Source organism: Sanguibacter inulinus (assembly GCF_013415325.1).
Classification (GTDB): domain Bacteria; phylum Actinomycetota; class Actinomycetes; order Actinomycetales; family Cellulomonadaceae; genus Sanguibacter; species Sanguibacter inulinus.
Map to the genome: position 1 here is coordinate 1 of NZ_JACBYE010000024.1, position 15,330 is coordinate 15,330.

General features: G+C 70.8%; 15 protein-coding genes and 1 pseudogene. 11 read left to right on the top strand and 5 right to left on the bottom strand.

Annotated features, from left to right (window positions below; genetic code table 11):
• The coding region (sepH, locus tag HZZ10_RS10735) for a septation protein SepH (protein WP_056132209.1) at positions 1-1,134 on the bottom strand (1,134 nt) is incomplete at its 3' end.
• Between the two features lie 112 nt (positions 1,135-1,246).
• On the opposite strand from sepH, the gene HZZ10_RS10740 reads away from it, so the two are divergent.
• Positions 1,247-2,104 (top strand): inositol monophosphatase family protein, encoded by an 858-nt coding sequence (locus HZZ10_RS10740; protein ID WP_056132212.1) that lies wholly within the window; start codon positions 1,247-1,249, stop codon positions 2,102-2,104.
• A 288-nt stretch (positions 2,105-2,392) separates the two neighbouring features.
• The gene (locus HZZ10_RS10745) at positions 2,393-2,692 is read left to right on the top strand and encodes a DUF4193 domain-containing protein (RefSeq protein WP_056132214.1); all 300 of its coding nucleotides are present in this window, start codon (positions 2,393-2,395) and stop codon (positions 2,690-2,692) included.
• Positions 2,693-2,743: 51 nt separating this feature from the next.
• On the opposite strand, the gene HZZ10_RS10750 is transcribed toward HZZ10_RS10745, so the two are convergent.
• On the bottom strand, positions 2,744-3,334 hold the full coding sequence (locus HZZ10_RS10750) for a DUF3093 domain-containing protein (RefSeq protein ID WP_179913503.1): 591 nt from the start codon (positions 3,332-3,334) through the stop codon (positions 2,744-2,746).
• Positions 3,335-3,422: 88 nt separating this feature from the next.
• Here HZZ10_RS10750 and dut point away from each other — a divergent pair, with 88 nt between their 5' ends.
• The 4 genes and pseudogenes from dut to HZZ10_RS10770 all read left to right on the top strand — a co-directional run.
• Entirely contained in the window at positions 3,423-3,896 is a 474-nt protein-coding gene (dut, locus tag HZZ10_RS10755) for a dUTP diphosphatase (RefSeq protein WP_179913504.1), read from the top strand.
• Between the two features lie 131 nt (positions 3,897-4,027).
• Positions 4,028-4,777 carry a DUF3710 domain-containing protein gene (locus HZZ10_RS10760; RefSeq protein ID WP_056132220.1) on the top strand — a complete coding sequence of 250 codons (750 nt, stop codon included), beginning with the start codon at positions 4,028-4,030 and terminating at the stop codon, positions 4,775-4,777.
• Positions 4,777-5,145, top strand: a complete 369-nt coding sequence (locus HZZ10_RS10765; RefSeq protein WP_056132224.1) for an OB-fold nucleic acid binding domain-containing protein — start codon at positions 4,777-4,779, stop codon at positions 5,143-5,145. The genes HZZ10_RS10760 and HZZ10_RS10765 overlap by 1 nt, the downstream gene beginning before the upstream one ends.
• Positions 5,146-5,326: 181 nt before the next feature.
• A pseudogene (locus tag HZZ10_RS10770) lies at positions 5,327-5,896 on the top strand (DUF3159 domain-containing protein); the annotation flags it as partial.
• Here the strand turns inward: HZZ10_RS10770 and HZZ10_RS10775 are convergent.
• Together HZZ10_RS10775 and HZZ10_RS10780 are read right to left on the bottom strand one after the other, a co-directional pair.
• Positions 5,853-6,602: a potassium channel family protein gene (locus HZZ10_RS10775; RefSeq protein ID WP_056132228.1), complete on the bottom strand. Its 750-nt coding sequence runs from the start codon at positions 6,600-6,602 to the stop codon at positions 5,853-5,855. The pseudogene HZZ10_RS10770 and the gene HZZ10_RS10775 overlap by 44 nt on opposite strands.
• Positions 6,602-7,252 carry a potassium channel family protein gene (locus HZZ10_RS10780; RefSeq protein WP_056134036.1) on the bottom strand — a complete coding sequence of 217 codons (651 nt, stop codon included), beginning with the start codon at positions 7,250-7,252 and terminating at the stop codon, positions 6,602-6,604. Before HZZ10_RS10780 ends, HZZ10_RS10775 begins: the two co-directional genes overlap by 1 nt.
• A gap of 206 nt (positions 7,253-7,458) precedes the next feature.
• Here HZZ10_RS10780 and HZZ10_RS10785 point away from each other — a divergent pair, with 206 nt between their 5' ends.
• Positions 7,459-9,468, top strand: a complete 2,010-nt coding sequence (locus HZZ10_RS10785) for an APC family permease (RefSeq protein WP_179913505.1) — start codon at positions 7,459-7,461, stop codon at positions 9,466-9,468.
• A gap of 47 nt (positions 9,469-9,515) precedes the next feature.
• Entirely contained in the window at positions 9,516-10,829 is a 1,314-nt protein-coding gene (locus tag HZZ10_RS10790) for a class I SAM-dependent RNA methyltransferase (RefSeq protein WP_082543959.1), read from the top strand.
• 228 nt (positions 10,830-11,057) lie between these two features.
• Here the strand turns inward: HZZ10_RS10790 and HZZ10_RS10795 are convergent, their stop codons facing one another.
• Positions 11,058-11,324: a helix-turn-helix domain-containing protein gene (locus HZZ10_RS10795; RefSeq protein ID WP_179913506.1), complete on the bottom strand. Its 267-nt coding sequence runs from the start codon at positions 11,322-11,324 to the stop codon at positions 11,058-11,060.
• A gap of 279 nt (positions 11,325-11,603) precedes the next feature.
• Between HZZ10_RS10795 and HZZ10_RS10800 the strand changes: the two genes are divergently transcribed.
• The 3 genes from HZZ10_RS10800 (at position 11,604) to HZZ10_RS10810 (ending at position 15,152) form a co-directional block, all read left to right on the top strand.
• A complete protein-coding gene (locus tag HZZ10_RS10800) occupies positions 11,604-12,158 on the top strand; it encodes a helix-turn-helix domain-containing protein (protein ID WP_179913507.1) in 555 nt (184 codons plus the stop codon).
• An 84-nt stretch (positions 12,159-12,242) separates the two neighbouring features.
• Positions 12,243-12,650 carry an ImmA/IrrE family metallo-endopeptidase gene (locus HZZ10_RS10805; protein WP_179913508.1) on the top strand — a complete coding sequence of 136 codons (408 nt, stop codon included), beginning with the start codon at positions 12,243-12,245 and terminating at the stop codon, positions 12,648-12,650.
• An 87-nt stretch (positions 12,651-12,737) separates the two neighbouring features.
• Positions 12,738-15,152 (top strand): HAD-IC family P-type ATPase, encoded by a 2,415-nt coding sequence (locus tag HZZ10_RS10810; protein WP_179913509.1) that lies wholly within the window; start codon positions 12,738-12,740, stop codon positions 15,150-15,152.
• Positions 15,153-15,330: the final 178 nt, after the last annotated feature.

Consider the following 15,330-nt stretch of genomic DNA (forward strand, 5'->3'; position numbering starts at 1 on the left):
GTCCTGCTTGCCGCCGAACACGATCTCGTCCCAGCTGGGCACCTTCGAGCGACCACGGCGGGTCGGGCGGGCCGGGGTCTTCTCGGCGGCAGGCTCGGCCTCGGGTGCCTCGGCGGGTGTCTCGGTCTCGGCTGCCTCGTCGGCGGTGCTCTCAGCGTCGTCGACAGGCATCGACAGCGGGGGGAGCGCGTAGACGCGGGCCTCCAGCAGGCCTGTCCCCGGCTCGGCGGGGTGCGCTCCGGGCACGTCGCCGACCGGCAGGTCGTCGTCGTGGTCGGCGAAGGCCGTCGCCGGGCCGAAGCCCTCGAACAGCGCCTCGTCCTCACCGAGCTCGAGCTGCTGACGGACACCACGGCGGCCCTGGAGGTCGTCGAGGATCGCGGCGGTCTGGTCCAGCTCGCTCGGCGTCTCCGGAGCCTGGGGCTCGGAGGGGCGCAGCAGCCTCGGGTCCAGGTCGACGGCGTCGAGGACCGGACGGACCGAGCCGTCGGACTCGAGGTCGTACACGGACGAGCGCACCGACGCGAGGTGGCGGCGCGGGATCGGCTCGTCGGCGATCTCGGTCTCCGAGAGCCAGCGGGCCTCGTCCTCGAGGGCGTGCAAGGAGCGTGCGGGCGGGTCGAAGGTCCAGCGGGCGAGGCGATCCTGACCGCCGACGCTGAAGGCGACCGACACGATCCAGCCGTGGCCGTCGGGACGCGAGGCGTCCCACTCGAGCTCCGAGGTCTCGACGCCGCGGGCCGCGAGCCTGTCGGTCACGAGGTCGCCGAGGCTCGGCGAGCTGTTGTCACGGCCCACCCGGGTCGCAGCGGCCTGCTGCGCGATGAACTGGCGCTCGGCGAGCACGGGGCCCTCGTAGCGGCGCACCTGCGCGACGGTGATCCCCGACTCGGCCGCGATCTCCTCGGCGGTCAGCCCAGAACGGACCCGAGCCTGGATCTCGCGCGGGGCGAGGAATCCCTGCTCCTGCGTCTTGAGGTGCTCCAGACGCGAGCGGTCGCGTCGCACCGCCGCGCGCAAGCCGTCGGTGATCGCCAGACGGAACGTCTCGCCCCCGGGGCGCGACAGCACGAGGTGCTCCCCGTCGTCGTGCAGCCCGACGAGTCGCAGCTCACCTGCATCCTGCTCAGCCATTGGTCCTCCTGTGGCACCTGAAGGTGCCAGCGTGCCACCTCTTCACCCCGCACCCGCGCACCCGGGTCGGTGTGCCGCGGCACCAGATTGTCACGTCGGGCAGGATGAGGTCATGACCTCTCCTGCCGCTCCTGCCTCTGCTCCAGTCCCCGACGCCGCGCTCGTCAGCGAGCTGCGCCGTCTCGCCGAGCGGGTCGCTGCCGAGGCGGCCGACCTCGTCCGGACCACCAGCCCGGCCCGCGTCGAGGTCGCCGCGACCAAGTCCTCGCCCGTCGACGTCGTCACGGCGATGGACGCCGCCTCCGAGGCGCTGCTGCGCCGGCTGATCCTCGAGGCCCGCCCCGACGACGCGATCTTGGGAGAGGAAGACGGTCACGTCGCCGGGACGAGCGGGTTGACGTGGGTCGTCGACCCGATCGACGGCACCGTCAATTACCTCTACGGCATCCCGGCCTACGCGGTGTCGGTCGCGGTGGTCGCCGGGTCGGGCGACCCCGAGGAGTGGGAGGCCCTCGCCGGGTGCGTCGTGCGCGTCCCGGACGGTCGCTCGTGGTCCGCGGGGAGGGGCGAGGGCGCGACGGTCGACGGCGAGCCGATCCACGTCAACGAGCCGACAGACCTCTCGCTGAGCCTGGTCGGCACGGGCTTCGGGTACGCCTCAGAACGCCGGGCCGCCCAGGCGCAGGTGCTCACGCAGGTCCTGCCCAGGGTGCGCGACATCCGGCGGATCGGGTCTGCCGCCCTCGATCTCTGCATGGTCGCGGAGGGGCAGCTCGACCTCGTGTACGAGCGCGGGCTGAACCCGTGGGACATGGCCGCCGGTGCACTGCTGGTGACCGAGGCGGGCGGGACCGTGTCGGGTCTGCGGGGACGTGGCGCGAGCCCGGACATGACAGTCGCCGGGCCTGGCCCGTCGGTCGACGCGCTGGTCACGCTGCTCACCGGGCTGGACGCCGACAGCGGCGCCTGAGGGTGGACCGAGGGGGGTCTCCGGTGCACTAGGGTGGGCGGCTCCACCCCGCTCCGAGCGTCCGCGCCCGGGTCCGTCGCGTGCCGACGCGGGTGGAGATCTCGACGTGAGGTGCGCTGCGCCCGGAAATGATGGACAATCCCATCGCCACCCGGGAACAACCGGGCGGGCGCGAGCATTACAGCACTAGCAATCCCGGAGCACCAGCACTGAGTTGCGACACACCGAGTGACGTGCGAGTCACCTCGGCGACCACCGATACATCTGCACTGGAGTGTGAGCCCACACATGGCAACTGACTACGACGCCCCCCGCAAGACAGAGGAAGACCTCAGCGAGGACTCGCTCGAAGAGCTCAAGGCGCGTCGTTCCGACAAGAGCTCAGGCGTTGTCGACGAGGACGAGACGGAAGCGGCCGAAGGCTTCGAGCTTCCCGGTGCCGACCTCTCGGGCGAAGAGCTCTCCGTCCGGGTGCTCCCGCGCCAGGCTGACGAGTTCACCTGCGCGAGCTGCTTCCTCGTCCACCACCGCAGCCAGCTGGCCAGCGAGAAGAACGGCCAGCAGATCTGCTCGGAGTGCGCTGCCTGACACCGTCGGACTCGCACTCATGCTCGACAGGGCGGCTGCGTCTGGTCCAGGTCACCCCTGGGCCGTGACGGCAGCCGCCAGGTCGTCTGGCCTCCGGGTCGAGACGACCCAGAACGGCGTCGGGTCGGCAGGGTCGACCACGTCCGCCCGGATCGCACCACCGGTCCACGTCCGCAGGCACGCGAAGGCGCGTGCGTCCCACCCGGTCCCCATCTGCTCCCGGACCCCCTCGCGGTCGAGCGTCACGACGTCGGCCAGCAGGCTCGTCGGGATCTCGGTACCGCCAGCGCGCAGGACCCCGTCGCGGACCTCGACGACAGGGGCTGTCCACCACGCGACCGTGCAGCCGACGACCAGAGTCACGACAGCTGTGACCACGGCGGCGACAGGCCCGGCGACGGTCAGCGCGACACCGAGGACCAGCGCGAAGGACACGATGCCGAACCACCCGGCGAGGCTGGGCAGGAGACGCTCGGAGTGCAGCACGCCCGAGGCCGGCCTGGAGCCCCCCGTCGGGCCCGACGAGGCTGCGTGCGCAGGCGCTGCGGCAGGTGCCGGCAGGCCACCTGCGGGGCTCGCGGGGGAGCGCGGGCTGCTCTCGGGGCGGTCGGCGTGGGGCTCGTGCGACGGTGCTGAGGTCATGCCTCCATCATCGCAGGCGTGCTGTGCCCGCAGTCCTCGTCCACAGGGTCGTCGTGCGCGCCTCCGCGAGCCGTTAGAGTCACCTACCGTGACTACGCAGAAACCCGAGGTCCTCATCACCCTGCTCGACGACGGGATCCCGATGCCGTCCTACGCGCACCCCGGCGACGCCGGCGCCGACCTGGTGACCCGGGTCGACGTGACGCTGGCTCCCTTCGAGAGGTCGACGGTGCCCACGGGAGTCTCGATCGCGCTGCCCGACGGCTACGCGGCCTTCGTGCACCCGAGGTCGGGGCTCGCCGCGCGGCACGGCCTGACGATCGTCAACGCGCCCGGCACCGTCGACGCGGGCTACCGCGGCGAGATCGCGGTGACGCTCTACAACTCCGACCCGACCGAGACGCTCACGCTGTCCAGGGGCGACAGGATCGCCCAGCTCGTGGTCCAGCAGGTCGCGCGCGCCAGGTTCGTCCAGGCGGAGCGGCTGCCCGGCTCTGCGCGCGGTGCGGGCGGGTTCGGGTCGAGCGGCGGATGGTCAGGTTCACCCTCAGCACAGAAGTAGTTCACGCGCCGCGCTGCGGCATAGTCTTGTCACAAGCAGGTCACGGCGGACCAGGATCGCGCCGACCGAGAGGTCGACGTCCCGCCGTGCCACGTGCGACGCACGTGCACCCATCCGAAGGAGACGAACCAGTGGCTCTGTTCCGACGCGGCACCAAGGGGGCTGACGCGACAGCGCAGGCTCCCGGTGCCGAGACCGAATCCGCTCCGGCACAGGACGGCGCTGCGCCGACCGCCGGCGCCGACTCGACCGGACCAGAGGGGGACGGCACCGCCGACGCCGTCGGCCCCTTCGACGTCTCCGAGGTCCCCGAGCTCGGGGCCCGTGTCGACCTCGGGGCACTCCGCGTGCCTGGTGTGGCCGGCATGGAGCTGCGCATGGAGGTCGACCAGAAGACCAACCGGGTGACCGGTGCAGGTCTCGCCCTCGAGGGGTCGGCGCTCCAGGTGCAGGCCTTCGCAGCCCCGCGCACCGACGGCATCTGGGACGAGATCCGTGCAGAGATCGCCGACTCGATCGTCAAGCAGGGCGGGTCTGTCGACGACGTCCCCGGCCCCTTCGGCCGAGAGCTCCTCGCACGCCTGCCCGCCCGCACCCCCGACGGACGGACCGGGCACCGTCCCGCACGCTTCATCGGGCACGACGGCCCGCGCTGGTTCCTCCGTGGTGTCATCAGCGGCAAGGCTGCGGTCGACGTCGAGGAGGCCAAGACGCTCGAGGGGCTGTTCCGGCAGATCGTCGTGGTCCGTGGGGACGACGCACGCCCGCCGCGCGACCTCCTCTCGCTCACGCTGCCCGGCAAGCGCCAGCCCGAGACGCCCGTCGCCCCGCCGACCTTCGACCCGTTGAACCGCGGTCCCGAGATCACCGAGATCCGCTGATGAGCCTGCGCACGGCGCTGCACTCTGTGCTCGCCTCCCAGGAAGAGATCGCGGCTGTCGAAGAGCGGACCGACTCGTCCGCGCAGGTCGGCTGCATCGCCGCCGCGACGGCGGGCAACCGCGTCCAGGTCGAGCTCTCCGGAGTCATCCGCTCGGTCGTCCTGCGCCCGCGCGACGGTGTCCCTGCGCTCGAGGCCGAGCTGTACGACGGGTCGGCCTCGATCGACCTCGTGTGGCTGGGACGCCGCCGCATCGCGGGGATCGAACCCGGTCGGCGTGCGCGCGTGTCTGGGCTGGTCTGCCAGATGGGTGACCGGGCGACCATCTACAACCCGCGCTACGAGCTCCGGGCCCGACCCGGTGAGTGACGGCGCGGGCCGCGCAGGAGACCCGGGCCAGGTCCCGCCGCCGGTCACCTCCCAGGCTGGGGCCGGGGACAGCTCTGGAGCCCCTGGCGCGGCGACCGCAGGAGCCGGTGTCCGCGCCCTCGCCTCAGACGACTTCTCGATGGTCGACTCGGTCGGCGGCATCCGCGGGGTCGTCGAGGCGATGGCCCCAGGGCTCGTCTTCGTGGTGCTCTACGTCGCGACCCGCGAGCTCATGCCGCCGCTCGTCGCGTCGCTGGCCGTCGCCGTGGCGGCCGTCGTCGCGCGGCTGGTCCAGCGCACGCCGGTGACCCAGGCCTTCGGAGGTCTCTTCGGTGTCGCGATCGGCGTGTTCTGGGCCTGGAGGTCCGGCGACGCCACCCAGTACTTCGCCTACGGCCTGTGGACCAACGGCGCGTACCTGGCCGTCATGCTGGTCTCGGTCGCCGTGTCGTGGCCGATCGTCGGTGTGGTCGTCGAGGCGCTCCGTGGTGGGTTCGGTGCGACGTCTCAACCGTCTCGTCAGCCTGGCCCGGTGACGGAGCAGGCTGATCAGACGCACGACGAGCCTGTCGAGGCCACCGCCCCCGCACCCGTCTTCTCGACGGCGTGGCGCAGGGACCCTGCGCTCCTGCGCCGGTACACCCTCGCGACGTGGCTCTGGATCGGCATGTTCGCGCTGCGTCTCGCGGTCCAGATCCCGCTGTACTTCAGCTCGTCGGTGGGATGGCTGGGGACTGCTCGGCTGGTGATGGGCGTCCCGCTGTGGGCGCTGGTCCTGTGGGGGACGTGGTTGCTGGTCCGCCGACCAGCAGCGCCTGCAGCTCGGTGAGCGTCGACTCTTGACCCGTGACGATCAGCAGCTCGTCGCCAGCCTCGAGGGTGTCGTCGGCCGTCGGCGCGATCGGGAGCGTGCCCCGCACGATCGCGGCGAGCACGGTGTCCTTGGGCCACGTGATGTCGCCGAGGCGCTGACCGGCCAGGACTGAGTCCGCCGGCAGGGTGATCTCGAGGATGTCCGCGCCGGACTGGTGGAAGGTGAAGATCTTCACGAGGTCGCCGACCGACACGGCCTCCTCGACCATCGCGGTCATGATCCGCGGGGTCGAGACGGCGACGTCCACGCCCCACGACTCGTCGAACATCCACTCGTTCTTGGGGTTGTTCACGCGAGCGACCGTGCGCGGCACGCCGAACTCGGTCTTGGCGAGCAACGAGATGACCAGGTTGGCCTTGTCGTCGCCTGTCGCCGCGACGATGACGTCGCACTCGTCCACCTTGGCCTCGGTGAGCGTCGGCAGCTCGCAGGCGTCGGCGAGCAGCCACTCGGCCTCGGGCACCTGGGCGACACGCATCGACGTCGGCTGGTGGTCGATGATCGTCACGTCGTGGTCGTTGGCGATGAGCTCTCGGGCGATCGACCGACCGACAGATCCTGCTCCGGCGATGACGACGCGCATCAGACCTCTACCTTCGGGGCGTGGGTGAGGATGCGCTCCATCGTGGTCGACGCATCGGTGTGGACCAGGACGTGCAAGATGTCGTTCTCCTGCAGCACGGTCTCGGGCTGGACGATCACGCCGTCGCCGTAGCGCGTGACGAAGGCCGACTTCGCGCCGCTGGCCTCGTCGATCGCGCGGATCGAGCGGCCGTACCAGCCGGGGTGCACGTCGACCTGGGCGAGGCGGATCTGACCGGAGGGGTCTCGGTACTCGTCGGTGGCTCCCATGGGGAGCATCCGGCGGAGCATCTGGTCGGCGGTCCAGCGGACCGTCGCGACCGTCGAGATCCCCAGGCGCTGGTAGATCTCGGCCCTGTGGGGGTCGTAGATCCGGGCGACGACGTTCTCGATCCCGTAGGTCTCACGGACCACGCGGGCCGCGAGGATGTTCGAGTTGTCGCCGTCCGAGACGGCCGCAAATCCGTAGGTGTCGTCGATCCCCGCCTGGTGGAGGGTGTCGCGGTCGAACCCGAGACCTGTCACCTTCTTCCCGCCGAAGTCGGGGCTCAACCGACGGAACGCGTCAGCGTTCTGGTCGATGACCGCGACGGAGTGACCGTTGTTCTCGAGCGACTGGGCCAGAGTGGCGCCGACGCGCCCACATCCCATGATGACGAAGTGCACAAGCCGGAACGCTACTCCAGGTTCACGCCCGTGGGTACCTGCGACGGGCCCGCGACGGCCGTGCGACGGGCCAGCAGCCCGCCTCTGTGACCGGCTGCGGAGCCGCGGGCGACTCCCTGACGGGACTGCTGACCAGACCGTGACCGCAGATCCGTCCCCAGACCGCCAAAACGGGCCTAGCATTGCTCAACGTGTCGGACATTGCTGATGCCGCCAAGCGGCTCCTCCTCGGACGTCCAGTCCGCAGCGAACACCTGGGGCATACCCTCCTGCCGAAGCGCATCGCGCTGCCGGTCTTCGCCTCGGACGCGCTCTCGTCCGTCGCCTACGCCCCCGACGAGATCCTGCTGACCCTCGCGGTCGCCGGGTTCACCGCCACGACGATCTCCCCGTGGGTCGGCCTCGCCGTCGTCCTCGTGCTGATCACCGTCGTCGCCTCGTACAGGCAGAACGTGCACGCCTACCCCTCGGGCGGCGGTGACTACGAGGTCGCGACCGAGAACCTCGGCCCGAGCGCCGGTGTCGGCGTCGCGAGCGCGCTCATGGTCGACTACGTCCTCACCGTCGCTGTGTCGATCTCCTCCGGCGCGCAGTACGCGGCGAGCGCGATCCCAGCGCTGCGGGACCACGAAGCCACCTTCGCGATCGTGCTCGTCGCGCTGCTGACGCTCGTGAACCTGCGAGGGGTCAAGGAGTCCGGGCGGTTCTTCGCGATCCCCGTCTACCTCTTCATGTTCGCGATCGGGGTCACCGCCGTCGTCGGGTTCTTGCGGCACCTGACCGGCAACCTGCCGATGGCAGAGAGCGCGACCTTCGAGCTCGTCGCCCAGCCTGGCTTCGACGAGGGGCTGACAGGTCTGGCCGGAGCCTTCCTCATCGCGCGGGCCTTCGCCTCGGGCTGCGCAGCCCTGACGGGTGTCGAGGCCATCAGCAACGGTGTGCCGGCCTTCCAGAAGCCCAAGTCCAAGAACGCCGCGACCACCCTCGCGCTCCTCGGTGGCATCTCGGCCCTGATGATCCTCGTCATCCTCTTCCTCGCCCGTCTCACCGGCGTGCACTACGCCGAGAACCCCCACGAGCAGCTGACCTCCGGCGGGCAGGCCCTCCCGGTCGACTACGTGCAGCACCCGGTGATCGGCCAGCTCGCCGAGGCCGTGTTCCAGGGCGTCCCCTTCGCCTTCTACATCGTCTCGGCGGTGACGGGGCTGATCCTCGTGCTCGCCGCGAACACGGCCTTCAACGGCTTCCCGGTGCTCGGCTCCATCCTCGCCAAGGACGGCTACCTCCCGCGCCAGCTCCACACCCGCGGTGACAGGCTCGCCTTCTCCAACGGCATCCTCACCCTGGCGGCCGGTGCGATCATCCTCATCTGGGCCTTCGACGCCGAGGTCACCCGCCTGATCCAGCTGTACATCGTGGGGGTGTTCGTCTCCTTCACGCTGTCTCAGCTGGGCATGGTCCGGCACTGGACCGACAAGCTGCGGACCGAAACAGACCCCAAGGTGCGGTCGCAGATGACACGCTCGAGGATCGTCAACTCGATCGGCTTCGCGATGACCGGGACCGTGCTGGTCATCGTGCTGCTCACCAAGTTCACGCACGGCGCGTGGATCGCGCTGCTCGCGATGGCAGCGGTGTTCGTGCTCATGAAGTCGATCCGCAAGCACTACGACTCGGTGTCCGAGGAGATCGAGCTCGGCGAGGACCCGTCGTCCTCTCGGGCGCTGCCGAGCCGGGTGCACGCGATCGTGCTCGTGTCCAAGCTGCACAAGCCGACGATGCGGGCGATCGCCTATGCCCGCGCGTCGCGGCCCAACACGCTCGAGGCGCTCACCGTGGGCGTCGACGCCGAGGACGTCGAGCGCCTCACAGCCCAGTGGGAGAGCCTGGACATCCCCGTCCCGCTGCGGGTCCTCGACTCCCCGTTCCGTGAGATCACCCGGCCGATCCTCGGGTACGTCCGGTCGGTGCGTCGCGAGAGCCCCCGTGACCTCGTCGTGGTGTACATCCCCGAGTACGTGGTCGGGCACTGGTGGGAGCAGCTGCTCCACAACCAGAGCGCGCTGCGGCTCAAGGGGCGTCTGCTCTTCACCCCCGGTGTGGTCGTGGCCTCGGTCCCGTGGCAGCTCTCGTCGAGCCAGGGGCAGACGGGCCTGGAGGGCACCGGGTACGCCGCGAAGAAGCGCAGGGTCGGCTACTAGGTCGACGTCTGGTGGGACCCGGGCCAGACGCCTGGGATACTTGTCGGGTGCCTACCACCCCTGAGTCATCCGAAGCCCTGAACGACGCCGCCGACACCCCTGAGACCGCTCCGCTGGTCGAGCTCGAGATCGGCCGCATCGCCCACGGTGGGCACTGCGTCGCGCGGTACGACGGTCGGGTCGTCTTCGTGCGGCACACGCTGCCCGGTGAGACCGTCCGCGCGCGCCTGACCGACTCGGGGGAGACCTCGAAGTTCTGGCGCGCGGACGCCGTCGAGATCCTCGTCGCCTCCCCGGACCGGGTCCGGTCGGCCTGGCCGCAGGCCGGGGCCGACGGCGTCGGCGGCGGAGAGCTCGCGCACGTCTCCCTCGAGGCGCAGCGCCGCTGGAAGGCCGGGGTCGTCGAAGAGCAGCTGCAGCGCCTCGCGAAGATCGAGCGCACAGTGGTCGTCGAGCCCGCCCCGGGCGACGACGAGCGCGGCGGCCTCGGATGGCGTACCCGCATCGACCTCGTCGCCGACGCGGACGGCCGCGCCGGCATGCGCCAGTTCCGGTCGCACGACGTGCTCCCGCTGAGCACCATGCCCCTGGCCACCCCGGAGGTCCTTGCTGCCGCCGATGCCGAGAAGATCTTCGCGAAGCGCTGGACCCCCGGCGCCGAGATCGAGGTCGTGGCCCCGGCCGACGGCTCAGACCCGATCGTGCTGCTCGACGGGCAGGTCCTGCGCAACGGCCACCTCGACACCCGTCCGAACGTGCGCCGCTCGGTCACCGAGACGGTGACCGTCGACGGCGAGGCCTTCACGTACAAGGTCGCCGCCGACGGGTTCTGGCAGGTCCACCGCGAGGCCCCCTCGCTCCTCGCGCAGGTGGTGCTCGACGCTGCCCGCGGGGGAGCGGACGGCGACCTCACCGACGCCACGGTCGTCGACCTCTACTCAGGGGCCGGGCTGTTCACGGTCCCGCTCGCCAAGGCCGTCGGGCCTGTCGGACGCGTCGTGGCTGTCGAGGGTGACGAGCGCGCCGTGAAGGACGCGCGCCGCAACGCTCACGCCTACGAGCAGGTCGAGCTGCACGTCGGCCAGGTCGACACGGTGCTGCGGACCGCCGGGCACGGCGCGATCGCCGGGGCCGACGTCGTCGTCCTCGACCCGCCGCGCACAGGTGCGGGAGCCAAGACCGTCGCGCAGATCGTGGCGCTCTCGCCGAGCCGCATCGTGTACGTCGCGTGCGACCCAGCGGCGCTCGCCCGTGACATCGCGTACCTCGCGAAGGACGGCTACGAGCTCGAGAGCGTCCGCGCCTTCGACCTCTTCCCGATGACGCACCACGTGGAGTGCGTGGCAGTCCTGACGCGCTGATCCCGCAGCCCGTCGAGCGCGCCGGGTCGACGAGCGCCCGATCGCTCAGCGCGCCGGGCTGACGATCGCCAGGCTGCTGGGTGCGCAGAGTCATCGGCGCTCTCCCTGAGCAGCGCCGTGAAGCCACCTGAGGCACCGGTCGACCGCATGGTGCGGACGCCCGGTGCCTCAGATGGTGGTGCACCGCCGGGAGGGCAGGGGTTCCTCGCCGGCGGCAGCTTGGTGGTGTCACACAGGTGGACGTGTTCCTACGGGGCGGACATGGGTCACGTTCCGCTCCACGACACGCTCGGACACCGTGAAGAGCGTGCCGCTGCGGACACGGACGGCCTCCTCGATGCGTTCGGCGACATCGGGGCGGCAGCTGCGCTTCTCTCCTGTCAGCAGCATGTGGATGAACTGACGCGAGCACCCCGCGCGGCGCCCCAGACGAGCCTGGTTGATGCCGGCGAGCATCATGTAGGCCTTGAGGAGCCTCGGGTCTCGCAGCCTCATCGCCGTCCTCTCTCCGCGGTCTGTGTTGTTTCTATGCTTGCGTCTGTTTTGACCCGAGTCAACCCTTTGGCGACTGTCCATTCCGTTCGGGTTGACGGGGCCTTGCGCCCGATGAGCGCCACGCGGGTGATTGTCCCTTCCCGCACGGTCCATCCTGGTTGACATATCTTTGTGCCGCAGGCGCGGCACCCGCTCGCCCTGATCTCCCGCGACACGCGACGGCTCTCCTCGGATCTCCGGGACCGGCCGGTGTGCGTCGCCGACGAAGGGCAAGGATCGATGCACGCACTCCAGAGACTCCTGCGGGACGGTCTAGAACGCAGAGGGTGGAACCAGTCGGACCTGGCGCGTGAGTCGGGTCTGTCCAAGCAGGTCGTGTCGAAGCTCTTGCGCGAGGGCAGGGCCCCGATCGCGCGGCTCTTGAGGGACACGACCGTCGAAGGGCTCGCCAGGGCCCTCCAGGTCCACGTCGGGGTCGTCCGGGCGGCGATCGCCGAGGAGATGGGTCTGCCCGGCGGCGAGGTCCAGGTGGTCTACGACGCCCGTGGGGTGGCCGACGACGAGCTCATCCGTGAGCTGACGCGCAGGCTCAGGGCTGCTTCGGCAGCACGGTCCGAGGACGGCGGTCCGCGGCTCTCGCTCGTCCTCGCAGACCCTGTCGGCACGGGCATCGAGCCCGAGGGCTCGGACGCCCTGACCTCGACGTCCGAGACCGGGACGTGGGCGGCGAGGGCAGGTGAGCCGGACCAGTCACCGAGTCTGGTCGACGGCAGCGCGGACCAGCCGCCTGGCGACGGCGTGCAGGACGACCCGGAGAGCCCGGTCCTCGTGTGACGGAGCATCGTGCCGGAGACCCCTGGGGGACCCGGGGCTGTGGACGACGGTCCTGGAGCCGCAGGCCCACGTAGCGTCGCACCTGTGTTCAACCCGTGGCGGCGCCTGCGTGAGCTCGACCATGTCGAGCTCCGGTGGGTCGTCGTGCCCGGGGTCCTCGGTGCGACGGACGGGGTCCGGTCGATCCAGCTCCACCCGCACCAGTCCCAGGCCCAACGGCGCTCGACCCTCGCGCACGAGCTCGCCCACCTCGAGCTGCGTCACGGTCCAGGCTGCACGGAGCGCGAGGAGAGAGAGGCCGGTGCCCTGGCCGCGCGGTGGCTCGTCTCTCTCGACGACCTCGTGGAGGCAGCACGCTGGGCGAGGTCGTGGGGGGAGCTCGCCGACGAGCTGTGGGTGGACGTCGAGACCGTGCGGATCCGGCTCGCCACCCTCGTGGACTCCGAGCGCGAAGAGCTCCTGCGGGCCCGCGGTGAGGAAGAGCTGCCGTGAGCAGGTCACGGGCTGGGCGGCTCCAGGTCGACGGTCAGGGGGCCCAGGTATGGTGATGCCCCACACCTTCACGCAGGGAGAACGCCAGTGCACGGACTGACGTCCGAAGAGGTCGCCGACCGGAGGTCGCAGGGCCTCGTCAACACGGTCGACACGACCACCTCTCGCTCCTTCGTCGACATCCTCCGCGAGAACGTCTTCACGCTCTTCAACGGCATCCTCCTGGTCGCGCTCGTGCTCGTGCTGCTCACAGGGCGGTGGGCGGACGCGCTGTTCGGCTTCGTCATCGTCATCAACGCCGCGATCGGCATCGTCACGGAGTACCGCGCCAAGCGGACCCTGGACAACCTGGCGATCCTCGACGCGCCCTTCGCGCGGGTGCTCCGCGACGGCGCCGAGCAGCAGGTGCGTCTCGAGGAGATCGTCCAGGACGACGTGGTGCACCTCGGCACCGGGGACCAGGTGCCGGCCGACGGCACCGTGCTGAGCTCGGCCGGCCTCGAGGTCGACGAGTCGATGCTCACGGGCGAGTCTCGGTCGGTCCACAAGGCCGTCGACGACGAGGTGCTCTCAGGGTCCTCGGTTGTGGCGGGGAGCGCGGCCTTCCGTGTGACGCGCGTGGGGATCGACGGATATGCCAACAAGATCACGGCAGTGGCCAAGCAGTACTCGACAGTCCAGTCCGACCTGCGCGACGGGGTCAACAAGGTCTTGCGGGTGGTGTCGTTCGCGATCGTCCCGATCGCCCTGCTCCTCGCGTGGAGCCAGCTCCGTGCGACGGGCGGCTGGGACACCGCCTTCGAGGACGGGCACTGGAAGGACGCGGTCGTCGCGGCCGTCGCCGGTGTGGTCGGCATGATCCCTGAGGGGCTCGTGCTCCTCACCTCTCTCAACTTCGCGCTCGCCGCGATGATCCTCGCGCGGCAGAAGGTCCTCGTGCAGGAGCTCGCCGCCGTCGAGATCCTCGCTCGTGTCGACGTGCTCTGCCTGGACAAGACCGGCACGATCACCGACGGCACAGTCTCGCTCACCAGCCTCGAGACGCTCGCCGAGCTGCCCGGGGCCCTCGAGGCGCTCGCCGCGATCGCGACAGACCGCGAGGGCAACGCCACGTCGAAAGCGATCGCCGCCGGGGTCGCCGCCGTCGTCCCCGCCCAGGTCCTGGCTGCCGTGCCCTTCTCCTCGGCCCGCAAGTGGAGCGCGCTCGAGACCGCCGACGGCGTCTGGGTCATGGGCGCTCCTGAGCTCCTGCTCGGACGACGCGACGACGACGGCGCGGCGCGCGCCCGGACCGTCGTGGCCCGGGAGGCCGGGACGGGCGCGCGCGTGGTCCTGCTCGCCCGGACCGACGAGCCGCTCCCGGCTCCTGACGGCGACCTGCCCGGCGACCTGCAACCTGCTGTCGTCGCCGTGCTGGGGGAGCGGGTGCGACCTGACGCCGCGCAGACCCTCGCCTACTTCCGCGCGCAGGGTGTGCGGACCACGATCATCTCTGGTGACAACCCCGAGACCGTGGCCGCGATCGCGACCCGGGTCGGCCTGCGCGGCGAGGGCGTGGTGGTCGACGGCTTCGACGCCCGGGACCTCCCCGTCGACGACCCGGCGGCGCTCGCTCAGGTCGCCCGCGACTACGACGTCTTCGGCCGGGTGTCGCCCGAGCAGAAGCGGGACCTGGTCCACGCCCTCCAGTCCGACGGGCACGTCGTCGCGATGACAGGCGACGGCGTCAACGACGCCCTCGCGCTCAAGGACGCCGACCTCGGCATCGCGATGGGCAACGGTGCCGGGGCGAGCAAGGCCGTCGCCCGCATCGTGCTCGTCGACGGTGCGTTCTCGACCCTGCCCGGCGTCCTCGGCCAGGGGCGCCGGATCATGGCGAACATGGAGCGCGTCGCGACGCTGTTCCTCTCCAAGACGACGTACGCCGCGCTCCTCGCCGTGGTCGTCGTGCTGCTCTCCTGGGACTACCCCTTCTTGCCGCGCCACATGACGATCATCGGCGCGCTGACCATCGGCATCCCGGCCTTCCTGCTGTCCCTGCCGCCGAACAACCAGCGCTTCGTCGCCGGCTTCCTCAGGCGGTGCCTGTCCTTCGCCATGCCTGTGGGGATCGTCGTCGGCTCGCTCGTCCTGGGCATCTACGCCTTCGTCTGGGAGGCCGACTCCCTGGTCCAGGGGCGCACGGCCGTGTTCATCGTCCTCGTCTCGGTCGGCCTGTGGGTCGTGGGTGTGCTCGCGCGCCCCTGGCAGGCGTGGAAGGTCGCGATGATCGTCCTGCTGGCGGGTGCCGCCGTCGGGGTGCTCCTCGTCGAGCCCGTGCGCGAGCTCGTCAGCCTCGAGTACCCGAGCCGCGAGTCCGCGCCGTGGATCGCGGCGACAGCGGTCCTCGGGTGCCTCGCCGTCGAGGCGATCCACAGGTGGTTCACGCCGTGGCTCGTCGGTCGCGCCAGGACGCCTGAGACTCGGGTCGTCGAGACCGCTACGCCTGCGCGCTCGGCCTAGACGAGGCGGCTCCGGCGGTCGCCCGCGGAGGGAGGCCGTCGCCGCGGCTGACGAGGCCGCGCACCGGAGAGACTCGCGCCCGTATATATCTTGACGTCAAGATACATGCGGTATGCTGGTCCCGGATTCGACGACAGCGCCTCGAGCGGCTCGTCGAGCACTGCCCGGCTACGCTGGG

Bases quoted from the DNA above. Each gene is read 5' to 3' on its own strand.
- HZZ10_RS10740 (WP_056132212.1), top strand. From the start codon at position 1,247: ATGACCTCTCCTGCCGCTCCTGCCTCTGCTCCAGTCCCCGACGCCGCG.
- HZZ10_RS10745 (WP_056132214.1), top strand. From the start codon at position 2,393: ATGGCAACTGACTACGACGCCCCCCGCAAGACAGAGGAAGACCTCAGC.
- HZZ10_RS10750 (WP_179913503.1), bottom strand. From the start codon at position 3,334: ATGACCTCAGCACCGTCGCACGAGCCCCACGCCGACCGCCCCGAGAGC.
- HZZ10_RS10765 (WP_056132224.1), top strand. From the start codon at position 4,777: ATGAGCCTGCGCACGGCGCTGCACTCTGTGCTCGCCTCCCAGGAAGAG.
- HZZ10_RS10775 (WP_056132228.1), bottom strand. From the start codon at position 6,602: ATGCGCGTCGTCATCGCCGGAGCAGGATCTGTCGGTCGGTCGATCGCC.
- HZZ10_RS10780 (WP_056134036.1), bottom strand. From the start codon at position 7,252: ATGGGATGTGGGCGCGTCGGCGCCACTCTGGCCCAGTCGCTCGAGAAC.
- HZZ10_RS10795 (WP_179913506.1), bottom strand. From the start codon at position 11,324: ATGAGGCTGCGAGACCCGAGGCTCCTCAAGGCCTACATGATGCTCGCC.
- HZZ10_RS10800 (WP_179913507.1), top strand. From the start codon at position 11,604: ATGCACGCACTCCAGAGACTCCTGCGGGACGGTCTAGAACGCAGAGGG.